This window comes from Maricaulis sp., from assembly GCF_030149425.1.
In the GTDB taxonomy this organism is placed as follows: Bacteria; Pseudomonadota; Alphaproteobacteria; order Caulobacterales; family Maricaulaceae; genus Maricaulis.
Map to the genome: position 1 here is coordinate 1 of NZ_JASBRQ010000086.1, position 15970 is coordinate 15970.

A 15970-nucleotide genomic window follows, 5' to 3' on the forward strand; every position below is an offset into this window, starting at 1 on the left:
AGGACGGGTTGGTGCGGGATAGGCGCCCCTCCTCGCCTTCATCCCAAACTTGATTTGGGACCTCGAGAGGACGCGCTCGATGGCGCCGGGGTCCCGGATCAAGCCCGGGATGAGGGGTTTAAGTTCTGATGTTGCTGCACATTTTCCCCCGGATTTATTCCGGGGCCTGGTGGGGGCGAAGACGTCGATGACTCTTGGAACCGCCAGCGCCAAGAGTCATCAACGTCGGGATAACGCCGGGCCCCGACATGAAGTCGGGGAAAGCGGTGGAGGTTGGGGCCGGCTACGATTTCCTTCTCCCCAGGCGGGGAGAAGGAAGGTTGGTGCCGGATAGACGCCCCTCCATGCCCTCACTCCGGACGGGAAGCCCGGACCTTTGCAGCGTTTGGAGTTTGCTTGGAACGGGACAGGCAAACGCCGCGCTACGGGTTGCCCTGGCTCTCGAAGGCACGGCAAGCGGGCTCATATCCTTGCTGGCAGGCCTGGCGGAGATAGTGCGCGGCGCGCTCGAGGTCCTGCGGCACGCCGCGACCGGTCCAGTAAGCGACCCCAAGACTCGAACAGGCGCTCCGTGCGCCTGCATCACAGGCCTGGCGATAGAGTGCCACGGCCCGCTCCAGATCCTGGGGCAGTCCCAGCCCTTCCCAATAGGCGTCGGCCAAGCCCGCGCATCCCAGCTCAAGTCCGGCCCCGCAGGCTTGCTGGTAATAGCCGACGGCTGCCTCATGGTCCTGGGTGGTACCCTGTCCGGTCCATGAAGCGATGCCAAGGCCAAGACACCCTTCGGGAGCCCCATCCTCGCAGGCCTGCCGGTAGTATGCGACACCTCTTTCGCGGTCCTGGCGCACGTTCAGACCCTGGAAATAGGCCCGGCCCAGATCAGCGCAGGCGAACGCATCGCCCAGTTGGCAGGCAGCTGTCATGGTGCCGCCATACTCGACACAGCCTTGGTCAGTCCCCAGATCGCAAGCCTCGCGGAACAAGCCGATCCCGCGCAGACGATCCTGGGGAACGCCGTCCCCATTGTAATATGCATAACCCAGATTGAAGCAGCCGGAGCCATTACCGCTGTCACAGGCCTGGCGAAACAATTGTGCAGCCCGGGGAGCGTCGCGCTCCACGCCCTCGCCGTTGAGGAACAGATAGCCGAGGTTAAAGCAGGCAAAGGCCTCCCCGCCGGCACAGGCCGTGCTGAAATATTCCGCAGCCCGGGCAGCGCTTCGGCCAAAGCCCTCGCCCATCAGATGCATATATCCCAGGTGCGAGCAGCTCTGCGCGCCGCCTCGGCTGCAGGCCCGGCCGAGAATATCGGCGGCGCTTTGGTACCGTCCGGCGTCATATTCCGCTCGGCCCTGATCATAGAGGTCTTCCACCGCCTCGCGTGACGTCCCCTGGGCGGCGGCGCCGGCCGCAAATATGAAACTCAAAAAAATCGCAAAGAGGTGGCGGTTCATGACAATGTCCCAGGGGGCTGGCAGCCTGATTGGCTGAGTGGTCTTAAGGCGCGCCACTCTAATCCCCTAATGCAGAATGACATTCCGATTGTTGGACAGATGTCTGAAAACTGCAAACAAGACGGGGAAATAATCGTATCCGACAGGGTGGTTCTGCTTCGCCTTTGGCCATTCCTGATCCAGGATCACAAATGCGGCGGGGTCTAAGGGGCGTTGAGGCTTATTCCTGTCCCGCGACCGGGGCAAACACTTCGACCAAGTCCTGGTAGAACATCCCGAATTCGGCGAATTCCTCGGTGTTCATATTGGTGTTGAAGGCGATGCTCATTTCATAGTCGGGGAAGACCAGGAGCCAGGACTGGGAGCCGCGGGAGACGCCGCCGTGATTGGCATTTCGGGCAATCCCGACGCCCTCAATCTCAAATTCGCGCCAGCGCCAGCCAAGGGCATAATCCTGTTCATTGGTTTCGCCATTGGCCAGGGATTGCGGCGTCCAGAACGCCTCGCGCGTTTCCGGCGAGATGAAATCTTCATCGAGCCAGAGCGAACCGATGCGGACCAGATCACTCGGCGTCGAGGCCCAGCCGCCGCCGGGCAGGCGATGGCTGAGATCAACCGGGCGCCAGACCCGGTAGCGCTGATCCCGGCGCAGATAGAAATTTGCCAGCTCGCCGGAATGGCTCCGTGGCGCCACGAGGGTGGATTGTGCGCCGGCCGGTTCGATGACCTCCCGGGCTATGAGATCGCGATAGGACAGACCGCCGGCTTCGCTCATGGCTGCGCCGAGGAGAACGGTGCCGAGGGAGGAATAGTTGAAATCCGTGCCGGGCTCGAAACCGAGCGCGCTGCCGTCGAAAACGTCGAGGGCCGCCTGCACGGTGGGATAATGGCGGCGCATGGTCATGGTGGCGATCAGGCCCGCCGTGTCGCTATTGCCGCCATAATGCGGCACGCCTGCCATGTGTGAGGCGAGCTGGCGCGCTGTGATCCCGGTCCAGGCCGGGTTGGGCAGGTCAGCGAAATAGGTGGCGAGGGGCGCATCCAGATCGAGCTCGCCCCGTTGGACCTGACGCGCCAGGGCTGTGGCGGTGACCGCCTTGGAGGTCGAGCCGATACGGAAAATCGTATCCGGGGTCGCGGGCGTGGCGCGGGCCAGGTCGCTCCAGCCGGCGGCACCGCGCCAGACAATCTCTCCCTCCACGGCGACAGCAGCCGACAAGGCCGGGGCGCCGATCCGGGCGCGCCAGGCTTCAAGGCGGCGAGCGGCTTCTTCGGCCGCTCCGGCATAGGCGGGATCAAGCAGGTCTTGGGTGACTGGTCCGGGGCCATCGGGCAATTGCGTCCAGCCAAACGGGCCAAGCGGGGCTTCACCGCGATGGGCGAAAAATCCGTAAACCGGCGCCAGCGCCCAGATTGCCGCCAGCAGGAGGAGAGCAGCCAGGGCGGCCGTGATCTTGCCCCAGGAACGCATCAAACCCGACATGTTGTACTCCTTTGCACAGGCCCGGCATCGGCGGGCTCTTCCAGATGTTTTGGGGTGCCCTAAGCAGCGCTGCAAGTGTAGTAAACCGGCGAAGGGGCGAGGTGTCGCGAGCTGTCGGGAAATGTCGTGAAGCGTCTGATGTCGAAATTTCTCCAGGCCTGTCCGTCCCGGCGGGTGCTGCTGCAGACCGGCTTGCTGGTGCTGGCCCTGAGCCTGATCCAGACCGCGTCCGGCGGATTTGACAGTGACGACGTCTCCTTTGCCCACCGGCTGGTCCTGTGGACAGTGGTTGTCTGCCTGGTCGCCGGACAATTCCTCGCCATTATGGTTCTCGTCCGCTTGAGCGGTCTGGCTCAGGCGGGGCGTCGCTGGCCGGCCTGGCTGATCGCCTTCGCCGGCGTCTGGCCCCTGGTGACGCTGCAGGTTGAAGCCCTCAAGCGCACCCCGCTCTTGTCCTACCAGGCGCCGGACCCGTTGCTGGACTTCGCGCTCTTCATGGCCCCGGGTATCGCCTTTATCTGCGGTCTGATCGTGTTGATCGAGATCCAGGCCGAGCGGCAGCGTCGGCGTGAAGACGAGCAAGCCAGCTGGGTGCCGGCCCCCCTCGAGGATGCCGATCCCGGTGAGGGGTGGCCCGCCGGGACCATTCTGTCGATCGAGACCCAGGATCATTATCTCAGCCTGACCAGCGATCACGGCCAGCATCTCGTCCGCGCCACGATGAGCGAGGCGATCGCCCGCACACGACCGGGCAGCGGGATGCGTGTTCACCGTTCCTGGTGGGTAGCGCGTGAGGCCGTCGCCCGCACGGAACGCCGCGGCCGCGATCATGTGCTGATCCTGGTCGACGACCGCGTTGTCCCTATCGCCCGTGGCCGGGTCGACCAGCTCAAACAGGCTGGATGGCTCTAGCGGCTTTGGCCGTAGACGCTCACGCCGCAGCCCTGAGCACGCTTGATGTGAGCACGAACCCCCACGCCAGCGTCTGGCCTGGCAACGGGTTCGAGCGGAGCGGAAGCAAAGAAAAATGGTGCCGGTCGATGGACCAAGCTCGAACACCACAGCCTTGAGCGCGCTTCATGCGAGCACGAACCCCAACGCCTATGGCCAGGCCGGGCACGGGTTCGAGCGGAGCGGAAGCAAGGAAAGAATGGTGCCCGTCGACAGACTCGACTGGAACCAGTTCTTTGAGCTTCTAGAGGAATGGAACCGCGATCTTGAGGCGCTCGGCGCACCTGAGCTTGGCGGCCCGGAGAACGGGCCATGAGCATCAATGAAAACCGGAGCTCCGCTTCTGTATTCAATCGTGCTGCCAAGAAGAAAGCCTCCTCCCCGTTCTCGCTTCGGCTGAGTGAAGACGAACGAGCCCTGCTCCGCCAGCGAGCCGGGAAACGATCACTTGGTGACTATATTCGTAGCTGCCTTTTCGGCGATGCAGCGAAACCGTCCAAGCGGCGAACGCCGCGCGATCGCGATATTGAATACGCCAAAGCGCTCGCCGGGCTCGGTCGTTCTGAACTCGCCACCAATATGGCCACCATTGCGAACGCAGCGGCGGTCGGTGCGCTACCGGTTACGCCTGATCTGACCGAGGCGCTCAATGCCGCCTGTCGAGACATTCGAGACATGCGCGATGCGCTCATCAAGTCGCTTGGGGTGAAGGCCAAATGATCTTGGTGGGCAATCAGCGCGGCGGCGCGCGCGACCTCGCCTTGCACTTGATGAAGGACGAAAACGAACACGTCGATATCCATGAGATGCGGGGTTTCATCAGTGACGACCTCGAAGGCGCGTTCACGGAGGCCTACGCCACCAGCCAGGCGACACGCTGCAGGCAATTCCTCTTTTCGCTCAGCCTCAACCCACCGCAGACAGAGACAGTCGAAACCGAAACCTTCAAGGACGCCATCAATCGGGTTGAAGCGGAACTCGGCCTGAATGGTCAGCCGCGCGCGATCGTCTTTCACGAGAAGGAAGGCCGCCGCCATGCCCATGCGGTATGGAGTCGGATCAAAGCCGACGAGATGAAAGCGGTTCAGCTCTCCCACACCAAGACCAAGCTCATGGAGATCAGCCGGGAGATTTATCGCGAACACGGTTGGCGCATGCCTGACGGGATGACAGACCGCTCTAAGCGCGATCCGAAGAACTTCTCGCTGGAAGAATGGCAACAAGCCAAACGGACCGGCAAAGACATCAAAGCCATTAAGGCCGCGCTGCAAGATGCCTGGGCGATCTCGGACTCGAAGGTAGCCTTGGAGCACGCCCTAGCCGAACGCGGCTATATGCTCGCACGAGGTGACCGGCGCGGATATCTCGTCGTCGATCATCGCGGCGAGCCCTATGCGCTCAACACCTATGCCGGGGTAAAAACAAAAGAGGTCCGCGCCCGCATCGGCGATGCGGATCAACTCCCGACGCTTGAGGAAGCCAACGCGCGTATCGCTCAAGGCATGATCCCGGCAATGGACCGGATGAAAGCTGACATCGCGGAACAGGAGCGAGAGCACCGCGAAGAACAAGCTCGCAAGCGATCCGAACTCGTCGAGCGCCAGCGTGCTCAAAGACAAGAACAGCAGGACCGCATGCGCGCCCGGCAAGAAGCCGAGGCCGTCAAACGGCAAGAGCGGTTTCGCTCCGGCTTCTCGGGTGTTTGGGATCGGCTATCCGGTGAGCACAAGCGTATCCAGGAGCGCAATCAGTTTGAGGCGTGGCAGGCCGAAAAGCGGGACCAGGCGCTGCGGGATCAGCTTATCTTCCGTCATCTCGAAGAACGCCGCCGCATAGATTCCGAACGGGCCCGCGTCCAAGTTCAAGAAGTCCAAAGGCTGCGCTCCATCGAAGCGGATAGGCAGCGATTTGAGAATACGGTTGCCAGCGAGCGCGAAGCGCGACGGCAAGCCTTCATCAAGCAACGTCGCCAGCAAGAGCAATCGCAGGCTCAGACACGAAACCGCGGCAGCCCAGACCTCAGCCGATAGGAAAGCGGCTGCAAGCTCCCTTGCAGTCCACGGCAGCTAAAAGAAAACGGGGAAGCGCGGGCAAGGATCAGTGCGGCGGCTGCAGGGCCGTATGGCCCGAAGCTCGGGAGACCGCACCCTTGCGGGCACTGGGGCAAAGTCCCTTTATTCAATGAGTTTACGAGGAGAACTTCAAACCAGCCGCATCAAGAAACGCCAAGTTTCGTAGGCGCGCATCTGCCAGCAGATCAGCCCATTCAATGATTTCGATTACGCCTCTGAATTTTCCGTCAAGCTGATTTATGCGGCCTCGCCCATTCGACGTCGTTCGCCAAGTGCTCGTGTGAATATCAAGCTTACCGACGATATCAGCCACGACGTAACAGTAGAAAATGCAATCATCCGCGACGCGGATTCGCTGCCCTCGAAAATCCTCTATCTCGTTGTTCTTCAATTTGGTGATGTATTCCGCGATCTGATTGGAGGGTGAGTATCGGTCTGTATAATCTGTGCGACCAGGTTTCTTAAATTCGACCAGCATTACACGACGGAGAGGGTCTTCACCCTCCGCGCCCAATCCGTGAAGCCGGTCATAGATCAGGAGGTCCGCGCGCTCGCGCCCAGAGCTCTCTTTGACCAGCTGGCTAAAAGACAAATCTGAGGAGAAGTACTTTGTGAAGGTGAAGCGCTCATCGATGATCCAAAGGTCGTGATCGGATTGTTCTACCTTGTTCGGATCGTCTCCTCTTATGCGCATCGGGCAGATGAATTTGTGGAGCGTTTCCTCTAGATGGAAATCGGTTTCCTTGTCTCCCCGGTCCCTAATACGACGAATAAGAACTTGCATTACGTCGAGAACGATTTTTCGTCTCAACACATATTCTGTTAGCTGCCGTTGTTCCTCCGCGCGGACTTCATTTGCCGCAGATTGGATTGTTTCAGCGAAATTTTCTGGAACCTCTTCGCCAGCTTCTAGCTGCGATACGATGGATTGGATTTTTTCGTTGCGCTCTTTGTCACGTCTAATCCTTATGGGGATAAGCGCCTGGGCATACTGCTCATCTTTAACAGCGTTTTTCGGTACGCGTTTTAGAAGTGCCTCCGGCTCCTCGAAGCCGAAAGATGGATAATCCCCGATAAATCCCCGCAGTCCTCCAAGCCGCTCAGTATCAAAGCGTTGGATCTCGTCGTGTATCGCATTCTTGCGAGCATGTTCAGCACAGACCTTCACGATCTGATCGACAATGCTCTCGTCAAAATTGAACTGAGTTCGCTCTTGATTGACACGCTCGTCTAAGAAGTTGCCCGATATGCAGCCGTGAAACACACGGTCGCCAGCGGGGCCAAACCGTCCGATGCCTAATAGACCGTCGATCTTGCGTGTCGTGACGGTCCGACCATTTGCAACAAGATGTAGCTGGTGCAGGCCATCAAAGTTCGCACTCGCCTGTTTGAGGCAAACGAAACTCGCGAGCTCAAGCTCTCCAAACTCTTCGGTTTCGAGTTTCGCGATGCCTCTGTCTTCCACCTGTAGTTTCTTGATTTCCTCCGGGAACTCAGCGCTTTCACCGCTCACATCAACCACGATCTGCGGCGACCGGCCAAGAATAAAGTCTGCGAAAAAATGCGAGCCAAAATGCTTGACGATCGTCGCACGCTGGATTGGGAATTTTCCTCTGTAGGCGCTACCCCGGAGCCCAGAGAACCTCACGATCGTTCCCCGCTCTTGTGGACCTCCCGCGATTTCGGTCAGAGCCTCATCGTAAATCTGATCGGTTTCACGCAAACCAAAATTGAATTCGCGTCTGTAGAGTTTGTCACCGTCAATAAACTGGCTGGACACAGAAATATTTTCGAAGGCATCAAGCCATAACAGGCGACCCACGCCCTTGCCGCCTCTAAGCAACTTGAATGGCGTGTCAGTCTTGCAGAATGCTTCGAACCGCTCGTGATCAAGGCCTATCCCGTTATCAGAAACAGTGATGGAAACGCGATCTGGGTCATTTAGGTTTTCGAACTCAACAATGACTTTTCCATCGTCCTGAGCGCAGCTTCCAAAGGCATCTTCGATAGCGTGAAGTGCATTGCTAACAGCCTCAAATACCGGCTGTAATGCCTCTGCAGCCTGAGAGGGCTTCGGGAAGCGCTTTACGCGATTTACTATGTCTCCCTGAAGCGACGTCATTTATCAGCCCTCTTCTCAAGTTGTGCATCTGAAGGCGCGTAAACGTAATCGCCAATTGTCCCATCTCTAAATTTTTCGATCGCTTCATCGATCACGAAGAGCGGGACCAGGAACCATTCGCGTGGTTCGACCGGGTTTCCGAAGCGGTCCTTGATGTCAATCTTCAGACGCGCGGGCTCGAAGACACGGTGCATCAGGCGCTCAAATTTCTTGCGATTGATGTTGAACAGCTCATAGGTCGCGACGACTTCAACATCAGCCAAGAGATAGGTCGCATCCTTAGCGGCATTCGCGATGCGCTTCTCGACGCTGCCGCCCGTCACGCCGATCTTGTGGAGCACCTCGCGGTTTTCCGACACGGTTGGGTGATTGGACTTGCTTCGAAGGACGTAGATGGTCCCGCTCGCGAGATCCTCTTCCTCTTGAGAATCTCCGAACAGCGGGCCCGCCGTTGGCTCGGTAATGCGCCGGCTGGTCTCATCCTTGTAGATAGCGCGCTGTAGAGAGCGGAGAAGCAAGTTACTCTCGGTACCATTGGAGAAGATCACCCGAAGCCGAGCATCCTTCTCGCCATTGGGCGCTTTGATCGCCTCCCCAACCTCGGCCACATAGAGTGTCTGGCCATTGAGGATGAAGAATTCACCCTCGCGGATATCCGTCTTCAAGAAGCCTGCTTCCTTGCGGATCGTCCGGCTCTGTCGGACACCATCTTTCAGCTCAGCCTGGACCTGTTCAAACAGTGGTTTGAATGTCTCGAAATCTTCGCAGCGCTGTCGGTTCGCGATCTCCTCGGCCGCGCGTTTTTCGGCGCCTGATCGCACGTGCTTCAGCTCGGTGATGTCTGCTAGTTCCGCCTCGATGCCAAGCTGCTCCAGGAGCGCGTCGTCGTCGATGTCCTCTTCGATGGTTCCGACCGGCGTCTGAGCGTCACCGAGAAGGCCTTGGTGGTCGAGGGGCTCCAGAAGCGTGCGGCATTCGTCAAGTTGGCGCAGCCGGTCTAGGCGAACGGCATACATGCGCTCAAAAATATCATTGCCTTCGCCATGCTGTGGCGTGCGGCCATGCTGATCATAGAAACGCTGGATATCTTCAAATCCTGCGATGATTCGCTCTTCTCGCGGCGTCAGGCTCTTTTGCTTTTTCGCTTCAACCTCAACGCCGAGTTCGCCGAGCAGTGCATCGTCTTCATCTGTGAACGCGTATTTAGCCATTCGCGGCCTCCGCCTTCATCTTTGCGAGATAGGCCACGCCTTCAGCCATGCGCTTTTCCCAGGCATCGGCTGCCGTGATGGACGGCAAGCGCCCGCGCTCTTGCTTGAATTTCAAGGCGCGCTTCGCAAGCTCACGGGCTTCGTCTGGCGACATGCTCACGCGTTTGCCCGCGATCACAGACGCGACCTGCTTCAGGCTGTCCTCGCTCATGGTCTTGGCCAGGATCGCGTAAGCCTCGCCGAACGGATTGATCCGGTCGATCAGGTCGATATCGAGTTCGCGTACATCCATCGCAAACTTTCGAACCCCATCGATCAGAGCTGTGTTGCCGGCCTGCTCGATATCAGGATCGTCACCCGCAGCAATGGCTTTGGCCTTCTGAGTCAGATTTAGCGCCGCGATAGCATGCTGGCGCACGGCCTCTTGGTCCGCCTCGTCAAGCTCCGGATAGCGGTCCTTGATGATCTTGCCCATGCGAACCTGCGTCAGCTCTTCAGACACCAGTTCCTCATTGAAGAGGCCTTGTTCGATGGAGGTTTTGTCCTGGGCGAAGGCCGTGATGACCTCGTTCAGGTCTTCTTTACAGATGCGCTCGGCCTCTTTGGTCTTCGGCTCGGAAAGGCCTTTGATCTCAATCTGAAACTCGCCTTGTTCCTCGTTGAAGCCGACATTGCATTTCTCAGGATCGTAGCCGCCTTCGCCATAGTCGAAGCCTTCAACCGGGCCGCTCTGGGTGTTCTTGGGCGTGAAATTGAAACGCGGCGCGAGAACCTGCTCCATCAGCAGGCTGGCGGCGATGGCTTTGAGCGTATCGTTCACCGCATCCACGACGCTGTCTTCCGAGGCGTCCGGTTCCGCGAGCAAATTGGTGAAGCGAGCGCGGGTCTTGCCCTCTGCGTCGCGCGTCGCGCGCCCGATGATCTGGACGATCTCGGTCAGGCTGGAGCGATAGCCCACCGTCAGGGCGTGCTCACACCATATCCAGTCAAAACCTTCCTTCGCCATCCCAAGCGCGATGATGATGTCTACGTGGTCGCGGTTGTTCTTCTGCTTGGGGTCTTTGAGCGCGGCTGAAACGCGATCCCGCTTTGCCGGATCATCATTCACGAGGTCAGCGATGCGCAGCACCCGGCCTTTGGACGTGCGCACAAGCTGGAACCCGGTCTCAGGATCGGTGCCTTCCCAATCGCCCAGCTCATCCAGGATGTGCTCGACTTCCTTGATCTTGTCCTTGGTGCTCTCGCGGGAGTTAACGCTCGGAATATGGACGATCGTCTTTTGCGAAGGATCGAGCACGCTCAGTATTTCATCGGCGTATGAGCCGGAATAGAAATAATACCCAATATCAAGCGTCTTCAGCCACTTATAGCCATTGAGCTGCTCGTAATACGTATAAGTGACTGTTTCGAACTTCGCCTCATCATGCGGCATCAAAACCGGCTCGGCATCGCCCCGGAAATAGGAGCCGGTCATGGCGACGACATGCACCTTGTCGCGGGCGATCAGCTCAGCGAGCTGTGCGCCCAGCTTGTTGTCCGGATTGGCGGAGACGTGGTGAAATTCGTCCACGGCGATGAGGCAGTCATCGAACGCCTCGATCCCGAACTTCTCAACCGCATTGCGAAAAGTCGCATGTGGGCAAACAAGCGCCTGATCATCGCTATCCAGAAAGGCCTTTACAGAGGCCGCCTTGCTGCCTTCTTCACCGGGCGCGTTACAGAGGTTCCATTTCGGCTCGACATGCCAATCGTAATAGAACCCGAACCTGGTCAACGGCTCATCAGCAAAGCTCGATCCGATCGACTTCTCCGGCACGGTGATGATGGCTTTGCGGACACCCTGATTGTGGAGCTTGTCGAGCGCAATGAACATCAGCGCTCTGCTCTTACCCGACGCTGGAGGCGATTTAATCAGCAGATATTGCTCGCCACGTTTTTCATAGGCGCGCTCCTGCATCGGGCGCATGCCAAGCTCATTGGACTTGGTGGCGTTGCCAGTCTGGGCATAAGAGACGGAGACTGACGGGACAGACTTATTGTTTTTATTGGTCATTGCCGCTCCTTTGTAATTTTTTTGATAGCAATTTTTCCCGGTCGTCAGAGATTAGAAGCATTCCGACAAGGCTTCCCCGCTTGAGACCTGAGTCATTGTGTCCCAGATCACGTCGGATCGCGCGCAACAGGTCATCCACCACCAGTAGCGACTCAGAGGGATCGTCTTGTCCGGCCAGGTCCGCGCTTGTAATCTCGTACAGAGACAGGGCGTTGATTACAGCTCCGTCCCCCCAAACCATCAGCTCCCTCTTAAAATCGAAGAGGCGGCTCATCATCTCGGATTCTGGGACTTCACCTTCGCCCTTAACCGACTTGAATAAATCGAATATCAGATCGACCAGCCGCATGTAGGCATTCTTCTTTTCTATGAAATGTCGTGAGTTTATCTCGCGGCGGCGACTTGAATAATGACTCCATATACCGCCAACCATAACGGCGATCGCACCGATTACCGCCGCTGTGATTCCTGGGTCTGCTTTCAACAAGCTATCGACAAAAAGCCACCCGCCAGCTGAAATCGCAGCAAGAAACAGGATGCCAAGAACGATCGAAATCGCTGTTTTCATGCCGCCCCCTTCGCCTGGGTCATCTTGGTGTAAAGCTCAAAAAGCTTTTCCAGGCGCTCGGTGTCGTTTTTGAAGCGTCGCCCGATAAAGATGCGCTCCATCACTTCATCGTTACGATCGTGCGCTGCGCGGAGATCAGCAGGCATTTTCTCCGGATCGTATAGATCGGTGATAGTAGCTGGAAAATGCGCCTCACGCGCCAGGAGAATGTCCTCAGCGCAGCGCGTCAGGTCTTCTTTGTTTTTCTGAGTCAGCACTGGAAGCGGGAACGTATTCCAACCAAGTGTATTGGAGTAGGAGTAATCCGTCCTTAGTCGGCCACAAATGGTGTCAATCCAAGATAAGTGGATCTTCGACAATATAACCGCGAGCGCCCAGAGAGGGCCATTCGGAATGAAAAAGGCTTTATTGGTCGGTATGACTGTTTCGTCAGCAAGGCCCGCTGGAAAATATTCCCTGTTTTCAGACGAAACGATGGGGACAAATATCTTAGATGCATCATCCCCTTTTCGCTCGCGAAATTGATGGGGCCTGGCGGCAAGCTTATTCACAGCTTTATCATCAGTGACGCTTCTATCCTCGCGAACACTTTCTATGCGCTCTCGAACATCTGTATAAATCAACGCTTCATCATATTGCTCATCAGAAATCCATAAACAGTATCTCTCTCTCCCGTTGATGAATTCTGATGAACCAAGAAATCTACGAACAAAGCGATCAGGAAGCCCGCATTCCTGTAATGCGATTTTTGCGGAGGAATCTAGAATTAGACCTGCTGACTTCGAGTAATACACTCCATAATCCATCGGCACATTTGAGAACAATGGCTTTCTGCTTGCGGGCACGACGGAGATTTTATGCTCAGTAAGATACGGGTTTATGTTCTGAACCTCTCGCCTGCTCTCGCCCGAGAAAATCCATCTTGGGCCGCCAGGCTCACGATCTACACCTGTGATTACAACCGTGACCCCTGCCTTGTTTGCGGCAAGATTCGACCACTTAAAGGAAGTGTGAGCAAAGCGGACTCGCAACCCGCGCTCCAGCAACAACGCCCAGGTGATAGGAACTTGCTGCCCTTGGCATATACTGTTTGTCGCAACAAACGAAAAAGGCGCATGGCAAACATCATTGTAGATCGCAGCCTTCATCAACCACGCGCCAACATAGTCGACGTTTTTCCATTTCGAGGTCAGGCGCCCAAAAACCTGCTCGAGGTCTTCTTTTTCGTGCAATGCCTGTTTTCGAGTGCCCTTGAATGGCGGATTGCCACAGATGTACGTTTCGCCGCCTTCGTTCTCGAAGTCGATTTCAGACTGATCGATCGGCGATTGGAACAAATCATCGGCATGATGCTTCACACCAATGCCGGTTGGCGGGCAGATGCTGAGCCAGTCTAGGCGGAGCGCATTTCCACAAGTGATCCAGTTCATCGCGTTCAGCGGAAGGACATCCTTCAGCGCTTCGAGCTGGCCACGATAGAGCACGTCACACTGATATTCGGCGATGATGAGCGCGAGGCGCGCGATCTCTGCCGGGAAGTCGCGAAGCTCAATCCCGCGAAAATTCGTGAGCGGAATCTCTGAACGAAGATCCTTCTCGCCCCTGCGCTCATTGATCTCCGCCTCGATCTTGCGCATTTCCTTGTAGGCGATGACCAGGAAATTGCCGGAACCGCAGGCCGGATCGAAGACCCGGATTTTAGCTATGCGATTACGCAGATTGAGGAGCTTGCGGCCATTATCGCCTGCCTCCTCAAGCTGCTCGCGCAGGCCATCCAAGAAGAGCGGGTTGAGAACCTTCAGAATATTGCTGACGCTGGTGTAGTGCATACCAAGCGCGCCGCGCTCTTCCTCATCCGCAACGGCCTGGATCATAGATCCGAAAATGTCCGGATTGACCTTCCTCCAATCGAGTTTGCCAATATGGAGGAGATAGCTACGCGCCATTTTGGTGAAGGTCGGCACCTCAACGGAGTCCGCGAACAGACCGCCGTTCACGTAGGGGAATTTGTTTGCCCAGCTGCGCAACCCTGCTGCCTCGCGATCCTCATGCTTGGTGTTCATTGCGCGGAACAGCTCGCTGATCACCTCATGGGTGTTCGTGCTGTCGCGGTCGCTCATCAGCTCGATCGTAGAGGTGAAGAGGTCGCCGCCGGTGAATATCTCGGTGTCCTCGGCGAAGAAGCAGAAAATGAGCCGCGCCATGAAGTGGTTCATGTCGTGGCGTCGCTCCGCGGTGCCCCATTCAGGATTGGTGCGCAAAAGCTCGATATAGAGTTTGTTCAGCCGCCCGGTCGCCTTGATGTCGAAGGCGCTCTCGCGGATTTGCTGAACCGTGCTGATTCCGGCGAGCGGCAAGAAGAAGCCGAAATGGTCATGGAAGTCGGGGTAGTTGCACGCTACCGTCTCGCCGGAATTGAGGTCTTCGGCCTCTAGCCACTCACCATCGGTGGCGAGCACGAACTTGGCGCGCGCTTTCTTGGTAGCCGGGCTGTCCTTCAGCGCGACAAGCGTGTCAGTGACCGTGCCCGGCTCACATACCTTGATATGGATGTTGCTGGTTTGAAGCACGCCACCCAGGTCGGACTTGTTCGACGCGCCGGTGCGTAGCCGCTTGATCGTCGTCGCCTTGTTCCCGAACGCCTCCAGAAAGGCATAGGGAAACTCCTGGGCGTCAAACGGCTGCTCAGCGAGGTTCGATACGGCTTCTTCAATCTCAACAGCGTTCAATGGAATCTCAGCCTAATTCGTTGTTCTGTTCTCTGGCAAAATCCCGTATCTATTTACGCATAAAGTCACAGACGTTCAGGGCGGCAGGACTGCCCTGCGCGCTCCGCGCTTCTATGAATCCAGTCTGAAGCCTCGCTCCACTAGGGCGCGAAATCCCGAATCTCTTGCCAGCACAAAAATTGTATCGATTGTCTCAAAGAATGTGAAGGTAGGACGCAACTCTATGTTGTTGATACCTGTGTGGAAATTGTCGACAAGGCCCGTTCAAGTCTCACTATTGTTCTAGTTAGCTCACGCATCGTACGCGCCTCCTCTTCCGTAGTAGACGGGTCTGCCATCGAACCATGACCAGCGAGGGGAGTTGTGTTCCGCCGATCGAAGATGTCCTTAATTTCATCCAAGATCGCATCGGAAAGGTTGGAGTGGTTTCGGTACAGTTGGAACCAGGACCCAAGGCTTTGGGACTGAACGTTCGGATTTGTCACAACGGATTTGGCCAAAGTTTCAAAGACTGACGCTGCGGTATGGACCGCAAGCGGCCAATCTTGAGCTTCAAGAGCGCGATCCATCCGATCAAAAAGCTTGCGCATGTTCGTGTGCTCAGAGCTCTCAATTGGCTCATCTGGAAGCTCGTCAACCGGGACCACATCCACGGAAATCGTATCATTCGTCCACTTGAACTGAATACCAACTCCATCGTCCGCCAGGATTGCGTTCAGATCGGGGACAGATAACAGATCCTCGGCGAGCAAATCAGCGAGCCCCTCAATCAATTCGAGAGTCGCAGGGCGGCGAAAGACTAGCTCTAACTCACCCAAATGCCATGCATATTCACCAACCGCATAGTCATCACCCCACATCTCCAACCTGTAGATTTTGCCTCCGCGGGCCGTATTCATAAGATTGATAAATCGATTGATACGAACGAGGCGGATTTGGCTGCCGTCGGGCCCATTCGCCTGGGTAGCGTCGCGAACTAGGCGCGTTATCCGCAAGCGCGCACGCTGCGATACGACCTCAAGCTCGATTTTTTGCCTATCATCTTGCGCTATCCGTTCGCCCAACATTCACTCCCCCAATTTCCAATCGTTCAATGCCGCAAAGCACACTAGGCGCCTTATCGACGAGTGCAACCCGGACGCGAAAAAGCGCAGCCCGCTATGCTGAAGGCAGAAATTCGCCTTGGATGGATCACTCGCGCCCGAATGCCGAATGCGTCTCCCCAGTCGAAGGGATGATCCACGGAAGGGCAGCGCGAAAGCTCCCTTCCTGGCCTCGATGAAATCGTCATGGGGTGTCGGGGGAGCAGGAACGCTCCACCTGACGA

11 protein-coding genes are annotated in these 15970 nt (G+C 57.2%); 3 read left to right on the plus strand and 8 right to left on the minus strand.

Features of this window, described 5'->3' with window-relative positions; translation table 11 throughout:
- Positions 1 to 422: 422 nt before the first annotated feature.
- Both Q1V57_RS14870 and Q1V57_RS14875 read right to left on the minus strand, forming a co-directional pair.
- Positions 423 to 1454: a tetratricopeptide repeat protein gene (locus Q1V57_RS14870; protein WP_300532406.1), complete on the minus strand. Its 1032-nt coding sequence runs from the start codon at positions 1452 to 1454 to the stop codon at positions 423 to 425.
- A gap of 220 nt (positions 1455 to 1674) precedes the next feature.
- Positions 1675 to 2937, minus strand: a complete 1263-nt coding sequence (locus Q1V57_RS14875) for a serine hydrolase domain-containing protein (RefSeq protein WP_300532408.1) — start codon at positions 2935 to 2937, stop codon at positions 1675 to 1677.
- A gap of 138 nt (positions 2938 to 3075) precedes the next feature.
- Between Q1V57_RS14875 and Q1V57_RS14880 the strand changes: the two genes are divergently transcribed.
- From Q1V57_RS14880 to Q1V57_RS14890, 3 genes are all read left to right on the plus strand, one after another.
- On the plus strand, positions 3076 to 3849 hold the full coding sequence (locus tag Q1V57_RS14880; protein WP_300532410.1) for a LytTR family DNA-binding domain-containing protein: 774 nt from the start codon (positions 3076 to 3078) through the stop codon (positions 3847 to 3849).
- 351 nt (positions 3850 to 4200) lie between these two features.
- A complete protein-coding gene (locus Q1V57_RS14885) occupies positions 4201 to 4608 on the plus strand; it encodes a hypothetical protein (RefSeq protein ID WP_300532412.1) in 408 nt (135 codons plus the stop codon).
- Entirely contained in the window at positions 4605 to 5918 is a 1314-nt protein-coding gene (locus Q1V57_RS14890; protein WP_300532414.1) for a relaxase, read from the plus strand. The genes Q1V57_RS14885 and Q1V57_RS14890 overlap by 4 nt, the downstream gene beginning before the upstream one ends.
- Positions 5919 to 6075: 157 nt before the next feature.
- On the opposite strand, the gene Q1V57_RS14895 is transcribed toward Q1V57_RS14890, so the two are convergent.
- The 6 genes from Q1V57_RS14895 to Q1V57_RS14920 all read right to left on the minus strand — a co-directional run bounded on the left by Q1V57_RS14895 (position 6076) and on the right by Q1V57_RS14920 (position 15710).
- On the minus strand, positions 6076 to 8082 hold the full coding sequence (locus Q1V57_RS14895) for an ATP-binding protein (RefSeq protein ID WP_300532416.1): 2007 nt from the start codon (positions 8080 to 8082) through the stop codon (positions 6076 to 6078).
- On the minus strand, positions 8079 to 9293 hold the full coding sequence (locus tag Q1V57_RS14900; protein WP_300532417.1) for a GIY-YIG nuclease family protein: 1215 nt from the start codon (positions 9291 to 9293) through the stop codon (positions 8079 to 8081). The genes Q1V57_RS14895 and Q1V57_RS14900 overlap by 4 nt, the downstream gene beginning before the upstream one ends.
- Entirely contained in the window at positions 9286 to 11346 is a 2061-nt protein-coding gene (locus Q1V57_RS14905; protein WP_300532419.1) for a DEAD/DEAH box helicase family protein, read from the minus strand. Before Q1V57_RS14905 ends, Q1V57_RS14900 begins: the two co-directional genes overlap by 8 nt.
- Positions 11336 to 11914 (minus strand): hypothetical protein, encoded by a 579-nt coding sequence (locus tag Q1V57_RS14910; protein ID WP_300532421.1) that lies wholly within the window; start codon positions 11912 to 11914, stop codon positions 11336 to 11338. Before Q1V57_RS14910 ends, Q1V57_RS14905 begins: the two co-directional genes overlap by 11 nt.
- A complete protein-coding gene (locus tag Q1V57_RS14915) occupies positions 11911 to 14643 on the minus strand; it encodes a DNA methyltransferase (protein ID WP_300532422.1) in 2733 nt (910 codons plus the stop codon). The genes Q1V57_RS14910 and Q1V57_RS14915 overlap by 4 nt, the downstream gene beginning before the upstream one ends.
- Before the next feature lie 221 nt (positions 14644 to 14864).
- The gene (locus Q1V57_RS14920) at positions 14865 to 15710 is read right to left on the minus strand and encodes a hypothetical protein (RefSeq protein WP_300532424.1); all 846 of its coding nucleotides are present in this window, start codon (positions 15708 to 15710) and stop codon (positions 14865 to 14867) included.
- Positions 15711 to 15970: the final 260 nt, after the last annotated feature.

Coding starts and splice junctions, on each gene's coding strand:
- Q1V57_RS14875 (WP_300532408.1), bottom strand. CDS start 2,937: ATGTCGGGTTTGATGCGTTCCTGGGGCAAGATCACGGCCGCCCTGGCT.
- Q1V57_RS14900 (WP_300532417.1), bottom strand. CDS start 9,293: ATGGCTAAATACGCGTTCACAGATGAAGACGATGCACTGCTCGGCGAA.
- Q1V57_RS14920 (WP_300532424.1), bottom strand. CDS start 15,710: ATGTTGGGCGAACGGATAGCGCAAGATGATAGGCAAAAAATCGAGCTT.
- Q1V57_RS14905 (WP_300532419.1), bottom strand. CDS start 11,346: ATGACCAATAAAAACAATAAGTCTGTCCCGTCAGTCTCCGTCTCTTAT.
- Q1V57_RS14880 (WP_300532410.1), top strand. CDS start 3,076: ATGTCGAAATTTCTCCAGGCCTGTCCGTCCCGGCGGGTGCTGCTGCAG.
- Q1V57_RS14890 (WP_300532414.1), top strand. CDS start 4,605: ATGATCTTGGTGGGCAATCAGCGCGGCGGCGCGCGCGACCTCGCCTTG.
- Q1V57_RS14910 (WP_300532421.1), bottom strand. CDS start 11,914: ATGAAAACAGCGATTTCGATCGTTCTTGGCATCCTGTTTCTTGCTGCG.
- Q1V57_RS14870 (WP_300532406.1), bottom strand. CDS start 1,454: ATGAACCGCCACCTCTTTGCGATTTTTTTGAGTTTCATATTTGCGGCC.
- Q1V57_RS14895 (WP_300532416.1), bottom strand. CDS start 8,082: ATGACGTCGCTTCAGGGAGACATAGTAAATCGCGTAAAGCGCTTCCCG.
- Q1V57_RS14885 (WP_300532412.1), top strand. CDS start 4,201: ATGAGCATCAATGAAAACCGGAGCTCCGCTTCTGTATTCAATCGTGCT.